The organism is Nocardioides sp. YIM B13467 (genome assembly GCF_042788075.1).
Taxonomy (GTDB): domain Bacteria; phylum Actinomycetota; class Actinomycetes; order Propionibacteriales; family Nocardioidaceae; genus Nocardioides.
The window spans coordinates 22,021-29,561 of record NZ_JBHZPJ010000008.1 but is presented as its reverse complement, the minus strand read 5'-3'; the positions used below and the strand labels follow the sequence as shown (position 1 = coordinate 29,561).

Annotated in this window: 8 protein-coding genes; 2 read left to right on the top strand and 6 right to left on the bottom strand. The window is 68.5% G+C overall.

The features are described from left to right. Positions 1 to 46: 46 nt before the first annotated feature. The 5 genes from cysC to ACFX43_RS02275 all read right to left on the bottom strand — a co-directional run bounded on the left by cysC (position 47) and on the right by ACFX43_RS02275 (position 4,809). Entirely contained in the window at positions 47 to 1,246 is a 1,200-nt protein-coding gene (gene cysC / locus ACFX43_RS02295) for an adenylyl-sulfate kinase (RefSeq protein ID WP_378816505.1), read from the bottom strand. 91 nt (positions 1,247 to 1,337) lie between these two features. Further along, the gene (locus ACFX43_RS02290; RefSeq protein WP_201451214.1) at positions 1,338 to 2,588 is read right to left on the bottom strand and encodes a GTP-binding protein; all 1,251 of its coding nucleotides are present in this window, start codon (positions 2,586 to 2,588) and stop codon (positions 1,338 to 1,340) included. Then, positions 2,588 to 3,502 carry a sulfate adenylyltransferase subunit CysD gene (cysD, locus tag ACFX43_RS02285; RefSeq protein ID WP_350660983.1) on the bottom strand — a complete coding sequence of 305 codons (915 nt, stop codon included), beginning with the start codon at positions 3,500 to 3,502 and terminating at the stop codon, positions 2,588 to 2,590. The genes ACFX43_RS02290 and cysD overlap by 1 nt, the downstream gene beginning before the upstream one ends. 168 nt (positions 3,503 to 3,670) lie before the next feature. After that, on the bottom strand, positions 3,671 to 4,522 hold the full coding sequence (locus tag ACFX43_RS02280; RefSeq protein ID WP_378816501.1) for a HipA N-terminal domain-containing protein: 852 nt from the start codon (positions 4,520 to 4,522) through the stop codon (positions 3,671 to 3,673). Next, positions 4,522 to 4,809: a helix-turn-helix transcriptional regulator gene (locus ACFX43_RS02275; RefSeq protein WP_378816498.1), complete on the bottom strand. Its 288-nt coding sequence runs from the start codon at positions 4,807 to 4,809 to the stop codon at positions 4,522 to 4,524. Before ACFX43_RS02275 ends, ACFX43_RS02280 begins: the two co-directional genes overlap by 1 nt. 89 nt (positions 4,810 to 4,898) lie before the next feature. Here ACFX43_RS02275 and ACFX43_RS02270 point away from each other — a divergent pair, with 89 nt between their 5' ends. Together ACFX43_RS02270 and ACFX43_RS02265 are read left to right on the top strand one after the other, a co-directional pair. Next, positions 4,899 to 6,065, top strand: coding sequence for a nucleotide sugar dehydrogenase (locus ACFX43_RS02270; protein ID WP_378816495.1), 1,167 nt, complete (start codon positions 4,899 to 4,901; stop codon positions 6,063 to 6,065). Positions 6,066 to 6,207: 142 nt separating this feature from the next. Then, complete coding sequence (locus ACFX43_RS02265) at positions 6,208 to 6,585, top strand: phosphomannose isomerase type II C-terminal cupin domain (protein WP_160026783.1); 378 nt, start codon at positions 6,208 to 6,210, stop codon at positions 6,583 to 6,585. A 6-nt stretch (positions 6,586 to 6,591) separates the two neighbouring features. On the opposite strand, the gene rfbA is transcribed toward ACFX43_RS02265, so the two are convergent. Continuing rightward, a complete protein-coding gene (gene rfbA, locus ACFX43_RS02260) occupies positions 6,592 to 7,464 on the bottom strand; it encodes a glucose-1-phosphate thymidylyltransferase RfbA (RefSeq protein ID WP_378816492.1) in 873 nt (290 codons plus the stop codon). Positions 7,465 to 7,541 lie beyond the last annotated feature (77 nt).

Genomic DNA, 7,541 nt, shown 5'->3' with positions numbered 1-7,541 from the left:
CCCGCCTCGACTCGATTCTTGGTCAGAAAGAGCCGGGTCGGCCCCGTCAGGCGAGGTCGAGGTAGCCGGCCTCGCGCAGGCCCTCGATGACGTCGTCCAAGGCGTCCTCGATCGAGCGGCCGGTGGTGTCGACGCGTACGTCGGCGTCGGCCGGCTCCTCGTAGGGCGAGGAGATCCCGGTGAACTCGGGGATCTCGCCGGCCCGGGCCTTGGCGTAGAGGCCCTTGCGGTCGCGCCGCTCGCACTCCTCCAGCGGCGTGGCCACGTGCACCAGGAAGAAGGCGCCGCCGGCGTCGTCGACGTAGCCGCGTACGTCCTGGCGAGTCGAGTCGAACGGAGCGATGGGGGAGCAGACGGCGAGGCCGCCGTGGCGGGAGATCTCGGCGGCCACCCAGCCGATCCGGCGGATGTTGGTCTCCCGGTCCTCCTTGGAGAAGGTCAGCCCGGCCGACAGGTTGCGGCGCACGACGTCGCCGTCGAGCGAGGTGACCGTGCGCGCACCCTGCTCGAGGATCCTGTCCATCAGGGCGCGGGCGAGGGTGGACTTGCCGGAGCCGGACAGGCCGGTGAAGAAGACGACCAGGCCCTGGTCCTCGGGCGCCGGCTGGTCGGAGGCGATGACCGCGGCGATCGCCTCGGTGTAGTCGGCCGACTCGGTCGAGATGCCCGAGGCGAGCGCGTGGATCGGGTCACCCCCGGCGTACGCCTCCACGACGGCCACGCCGAGGGCGTGGTCGGTCTCGGGGTCATCGTGCGAAGCCAGCGGCGCTGCGACCACGGCCGCGTCGGGGAGGTCCTCCGCGGCCAGCAACGACGCGCGCAGCAGCGCGACGGGGGAGAGCGACGGCGTACCGTGCCCGACCAGAGCGAGCAGCAGCACCGGCCCGAGGGCCGCGATCTCCGTGGTCTCGGCGGTGGTGAGGGCGTCGGTGACCGGGACGACCGTCCGCCCGGCGTACGCCTTCCGGGTCTGCTCCGGGGTGAGGTAGAGCCGTCGGAAGGGGCCGTAGGCGGGGGAGGACAGGCCGGTCACCTCGCCCGCTGGCCAGGTGACCCGCGCCAGCGGAAGTCCCTCGGGGTCGACGATCTCCACCGCACTGTCCGCCGCCGCAGCCTCGGCGACGGAGGCCGGGAGTGCCAGCGTCAACGGCGACCCGGGAGCGTTCAACGGACCCGGGAGGGCACCGGAGACGATCAGCTCGATGTCGTCGAGCTCGCGCGGCGTGGGAGAGAACTGCTGAGGCACAAGATCACCTGGTGAGGTCGGTTCGATATGGAGAACGGGCGGCGCACCCCGTTGCCGGAATGCGCCGCCCAGTCCTGAGTAGCTCGGCTGATCAGTCGTTGATCATGCCCGCGCCGACGGTGACGCCGGTCGCCTCGTCGATGAGGATGAAGGAGCCGGTGGTGCGGTTCTTCGAGTAGGGGTCGCACAGCAGCGGCTTGGTGGTGCGCAGCTGCACGCGGCCGATCTCGTTGAGGCCGAGCTCCTTGGTCTCAAGGTCGCGGTGGAGGCTGTTGACGTCCAGGCGGTACTGGATGTCCTTGACCAGCGCTCGCGCCGAGTTGGAGGTGTGCTTGATGGCCAGCTTCTGCCGCGGGCGCAGCGGAGCGTTGGTCATCCAGCAGATCATCGCGTCGATGTCCTGGCTCGGCTCGGGGGCGTTCTTGACCCGCGAGATCATGTCGCCGCGGCTCACGTCGACGTCGTCCTCGAGCCGGACGGTCACCGACATCGGCGGGAACGCCTCGGGGATCTCCTTGTCGAACAGGTCGATCCCGGCGATCTTGCTGGTCATCCCGGAGGGAAGCACCATGACCTCGTCGCCCGGCTTGAGCACTCCACCGGCGACCTGGCCCGCGTAGCCGCGGTAGTCGTGGTGGTCGTCGGACTTCGGCCGGATGACGTACTGCACCGGAAGGCGTACGTCGACCAGGTCGCGGTCGGAGGCGACGTGGACGTGCTCGAGGTGGTGGATCAGCGTCGGGCCGGAGTACCAGTCCATGTTGGTGGAGCGGGTCACGACGTTGTCGCCCTGGAGCGCCGAGATCGGGATGACCTCGAGGTCCGGGATGTTGAGCTTGGTCGCGAACGCGGTGAACTCGGCCGAGATCTTGTTGTAGACCTCCTGGGAGTAGTCCACGAGGTCCATCTTGTTGATGCACAGGACCAGGTGGGGCACTCGCAGCAGCGAGAGCAGCACCGCGTGACGGCGCGACTGCTCGGTCAGGCCGTGACGAGCGTCGACGAGCACCAGGCCGAGGTCGGCGGTGGAGGCACCGGTGACCATGTTGCGCGTGTACTGCACGTGGCCCGGGGTGTCGGCGATGATGAACTTGCGGTTGGGCGTCGCGAAGTAGCGGTAGGCCACATCGATGGTGATGCCCTGCTCGCGCTCGGACCGCAGTCCGTCCGTCAGCAGCGACAGGTCGACGTAGCCGTGGCCCTTGTCCTGCGAGGTCTTCTCGACAGACTCGAGCTGGTCGGTGAAGATCGACTTCGAGTCGAACAGCAGCCGCCCGATGAGGGTGGACTTGCCGTCGTCGACCGAACCGGCGGTGGCGAACCGCAGAAGGTCCATGGCCATCAGAAGTAACCTTCCTTCTTGCGGTCCTCCATGGCAGCCTCGGAGAACCGGTCGTCACCGCGGGTCGCGCCTCGCTCGGTGACCCGGGCGGCGGCGACCTCCTCGATGATCTCGGGGATCGTGGATGCGGTCGACTCGACGCAGCCGGTCAGGGTCATGTCGCCGCAGGTGCGGTAGCGGACCGTACGCTCGGTGACTACCTCGCCCTCGCGCAGCGGGTTGAGCGGGGTCTCGGTCAGCAGCATGCCGTCGCGCTCGAAGACGCGACGCTGGTGGGCGAAGTAGACCTGCGGGATCTCGATGCCTTCGCGGCCGATGTAGTCCCAGATGTCGAGCTCGGTCCAGTTGGAGATCGGGAAGATCCGCATGTGCTCGCCCTCGTGGAGCCGCCCGTTGTAGAGCGACCACAGCTCGGGGCGCTGCATCTTGGGGTCCCACTGGCCGAACTCGTCGCGGTGGGAGTAGACGCGCTCCTTGGCGCGGGCCTTCTCCTCGTCGCGGCGACCGCCACCGAAGGCGGCGGTGAAGCCGTTCTCCTCGATCGCGTTCAGCAGGGTGGGCGTCTGGAGCCGGTTGCGCGAGGTCTTGCCGTCGTCGACGACGATGCCGCGCGCGATGGCGTCATCGATGCTCGCGATCACCAGGCGTACGCCCAGACGGCTGACCCAGCGGTCACGGGTCTCGGCGACCTCGGGGAAGTCGAGGCCGTTGTCGATCTGGAGCACAGGGAACGGGATCTTGGCGGGGAAGAAAGCCTTCTCCGCAAGTCGCAGCATCACGATGCTGTCCTTGCCTCCCGAGAACATCAGGACAGGCTTCTCGAACTCGGCCGCGGCCTCGCGGAAGATGTGGATCGACTCGGCTTCCAGCTGGTCGAGCTGGCTGAGCCGGTAGTCGGCGTGTGTTGCAGTCATTACGGAACCAGAGGACCTCTCCGTCAGGTTGAGGCGCCCATGCTAGTGGCGGCTTCCACGGCACGGCGAAATGTCCCATCCCCGCGTGGGCAGGAATCCGAGTGTACGCAGGCGACGGGCCATGTCCGGAAGCGCCACTCGCACGGTGAGATGGCCGGCCTGACGTGGTCAGCGTCGCGGCGCCACCGCGACCCGGTCCCCGGCCAGCAGGAAGGCGATCTTGTCGACATCATCCGCCGGAGACTGCGTCAGATGGAGCCGCAGAAACAGGTCGCTCACGCCGCTGGGGTCGATGTCCTCGCCGGGTCGAAGACCCAGTGCTTGCCGGATCGTCTCGGCGTGGATGCGCCGGCCGCCGAGCCGGTCCCAGCGCTCCGCGACGAGCGCCGCCTGCGCGCCGAAGGTGACCAGCTCGGTGCGGGTGGCGGGGAACCCGCCGGAGCGGGCCCGGCCCAGGTCGGCGATCCTCGCGGAGGCCTCCTCGGGTGCCGTCGGCCGCAGGATGTGCGTCGAAGGATGCTCGTACGTGGGCCAGAACCACTTCCCCGAGGCCCGCCGCAGCGCGAACTTCCCCTGGTGACCACCGAGGGAGAACCGGGGCCGGGCCCGCTGGTCGAGCCACGAGGTGGGCTGGTTGCGCAGCGCCGCGAGCCGCGTCGTGATCTCGGGCGGCGGCGCCTCGACGGGATGCGGCGCCCGGCGCCAGGGCAGGTCGGGGTCGGCCGAGAGCGAGACCGCGCCGGGGAGATCGTCGCCGTAGGAGGCGAGCAGCGTCATCGGCTCGGTGTCGGGCAGCCCTCGCTCGCGCGCCCATCTGCGGCGTACGTCCTCACGGGCGGGGAGCAGGTTGTCCAGCCAGGCGCGGGCGGCCCCAGGGGTCAGGGCGGGGCCGGTGCGGGGGAGGGAGAGCGAGATCGGCGTCGGGCCGGCGGTCTCGGCGTAGGTGAAGTCGATCCGGTCGCCGACCTGGCGGAAGGTGCCCATCCGGCGGCGGCCGGCGAAGGCATACAGCTCTCGCATCAGGGGCCGGTCAGACAGCGGGCCAGGACGGCGTCGAGGTCGACGTCCTCCAGGGGCGGGGCGATCGGGGAGAGCTGCGTGGGGGCGAGATAGACGTCGAGGACCTCCAGCAGCGCGAGCGCCTTGCCGAGCTCGGCGCGTGGGTGGCCGGACTCGACGTCGACGACGAACCGCCGGCCCACCCCGGCCCGGTGGGCCAGCTCGCTCTGGGTGAGGCCGGCGCGGCGCCGGGCGGAGCGCACGGCTGACCCGAAGGCGGCCGGTGAGGTCAGGTACGGCGACGGCACGATGAACACTTTAGCCGATGTTCCCGTACGGGAACATCGTTGCTTTATGCGCTGTGACCGCTCTCGAACCGCTGCTTACAGTGCCGAACATGAAGATCACCGTTGTCGGCGTGGGCTACGTCGGGATGTCGCTCGCCATCCTGCTCGCCCAGAAGCACGACGTCGTCGTCCTGGACATCTCCCAGGAGCGGGTCGACCTGGTCAACGCGGCCAAGACCCCGATCGAGGACGCCGAGATCACCAGCTTCCTGGCCACCAAGGAGCTCGGCCTGCGCGCGACGCTCGACAAGGAGGACGCCTACGCGGACGCCGCGTACGTCATCGTCGCCACCCCGACGAACTACGACGAGGCCTCGAACTACTTCGACACCTCCACCGTCGACAGCGTGATCGCCGACGCGGTGACCTATGCGCCGGAGGCGGCGATCGTGGTGAAGTCGACCATCCCGGTCGGCTACATCGCGGCCAAGCGCGAGCAGCACCCCGAGGCGACGCTCTTCTTCAGCCCCGAGTTCCTTCGCGAGGGCAAGGCGCTCCACGACAACCTGCACCCCTCCCGCATCGTCGTCGGCGACGACTCCCCGGCCGCGAAGGGCTTCGCCGAGCTGCTGCTCGAGGGCTCGCTCGAGCCCGACGTACCCGTGCTGATGACCGGCGCCACCGAGGCCGAGGCGATCAAGCTGTTCGCCAACACCTACCTGGCGCTGCGGGTCGCCTACTTCAACGAGCTGGACACCTACGCCGCCACCCACGGGCTCAACACGACCCAGATCATCGAGGGCGTCGGCCTGGACCCCCGGATCGGCTCGCACTACAACAACCCGAGCTTCGGCTACGGCGGCTACTGCCTGCCCAAGGACACCAAGCAGCTGCAGGCCAACTACCAGGACGTCCCGCAGAACCTCATCTCGGCGATCGTCGAGGCCAACACCACGCGCAAGGACTTCGTCGCCACCGACGTCCTGCGGCGCGAGCCGAAGGTGGTCGGCGTCTACCGGCTGATCATGAAGTCGGGCTCGGACAACTTCCGCGAGTCCTCGATCCAGGGCGTGATGAAGCGGATCAAGGCCAAGGGCGTCGAGGTGGTCATCTACGAGCCCGAGCTCGGCGAGCCGGAGTTCTTCCACTCCGAGATCATCAAGGACCTCGACGAGTTCAAGCAGCGGGCCGACGTGATCATCGCCAACCGGCGCACCGAGGTGCTCGCCGATGTCGCCGACAAGGTCTACACGCGCGACATCTACGGCCGCGACTGACGCCCTCCGGCCGGAAGAGTTCTGCTCCAGTCGCCGACCTGCGAGTAACGGACCGGTGAACATCGGTTCGCAATGAACCGTGCGCGGATGCGTACAGTTATGGTCGCGTCTTCTGTTCAGTGTCTAGGAATGAGGCAACATCATGGCTGGTGACTCCGAGACCCGCCCCTGGGGTTCGTGGCACGTCATCGACATCGGTCCGGGCTACAAGGTCAAGCGGATCGAGGTGCTGCCCAACAGCCGCCTCTCCTACCAGACCCACACCCACCGCTCCGAGCACTGGGTCGTCATCTACGGCAAGGCAACCTGCATCATCGACGGCGTGACCACCATCGCCGGCCCGGGTGAGTCAGTCGACGTCGCCGTCGGCCAGGCCCACCGGATCTGCAACGAGACCGACGAGCCGCTCTCGATCATCGAGGTCCAGCGCGGTGGCTACACCGGCGAGGACGACATCGTCCGCCTGGAAGACGACTTCGGTCGCGCCGAGCAGACGGCCGCGGTCGCGGCGGAGGCCTGACTCCGCCTAGGCCAGCAGGCCGAGCAGGTACTTCCCGTAGCCGCTCTTCAGCAGCGGCTGGGCGAGCTTGGAGAGCTCCTCGTCGGAGAGCCAGCCCTGGCGCCAGGCGACCTCCTCGGGGGCGCCGATCTTGGTGCCCTGGCGGTGCTCGATGGCGCGGATGAAGTTGGCGGCCTCGTTGAGGTCCTCGAGGGTGCCGGTGTCGAGCCAGGCGGTGCCGCGCGGCAGCACCTCGACCGAGAGGGTGCCGGCCTCGAGGTAGATCCGGTTGAGGTCGGTGATCTCGAGCTCGCCGCGCGCGGATGGCTGGAGGTTGCGGGCGTGCCCGATGACCGAGCTGTCGTAGAAGTAGAGGCCGGGGACGGCGTACGGGCTCTTGGGCTTCTCGGGCTTCTCCTCCAAGGAGATGGCCTTGCGATTCTCGTCGAACTCGACGACGCCGTAGGCGCGTGGGTCGGCGACGCGGTAGCCGAAGACGGCGCCGCCGGTGATCGTCTTGAAACGGGCCAGCTGGGTGCCGAGGCCGGGGCCGTAGAAGATGTTGTCGCCCAGGACGAGGCCGACACCGTCCTCGGACTCGTCGAGGAAGCCGACGTCGGCGCCGATCGTGAACGCCTGGGCGAGGCCGTCCGGGGAGGGCTGCTCGGCGTAGCTGATGTTGACGCCGAGATGGCTGCCGTCACCGAGGAGCCGGTGGAAGCCGGAGGCCTCGTGGGGCGTCGTGATCACCAGGATGTCCCGGATCCCGGCCAGCATCAGCGTGGTCAGCGGGTAGTAGATCATCGGCTTGTCGTAGATCGGCATCAGCTGCTTGCTGATCGCGAGAGTGATCGGGTGCAGACGTGAGCCGGTGCCTCCGGCAAGGATGATCCCCTTCATGGTCAGTTGATCCTACGGATGTTCACCCCACGTTCTAGGGAACCCACCGGGGCGAGGCGACCACTGGGGGGTTAATT

Coding starts and splice junctions, on each gene's coding strand:
- ACFX43_RS02270 (WP_378816495.1), top strand. CDS start 4,899: ATGAAGATCACCGTTGTCGGCGTGGGCTACGTCGGGATGTCGCTCGCC.
- ACFX43_RS02265 (WP_160026783.1), top strand. CDS start 6,208: ATGGCTGGTGACTCCGAGACCCGCCCCTGGGGTTCGTGGCACGTCATC.
- ACFX43_RS02280 (WP_378816501.1), bottom strand. CDS start 4,522: ATGCGAGAGCTGTATGCCTTCGCCGGCCGCCGCCGGATGGGCACCTTC.
- cysD (WP_350660983.1), bottom strand. CDS start 3,502: ATGACTGCAACACACGCCGACTACCGGCTCAGCCAGCTCGACCAGCTG.
- rfbA (WP_378816492.1), bottom strand. CDS start 7,464: ATGAAGGGGATCATCCTTGCCGGAGGCACCGGCTCACGTCTGCACCCG.
- ACFX43_RS02290 (WP_201451214.1), bottom strand. CDS start 2,588: ATGGCCATGGACCTTCTGCGGTTCGCCACCGCCGGTTCGGTCGACGAC.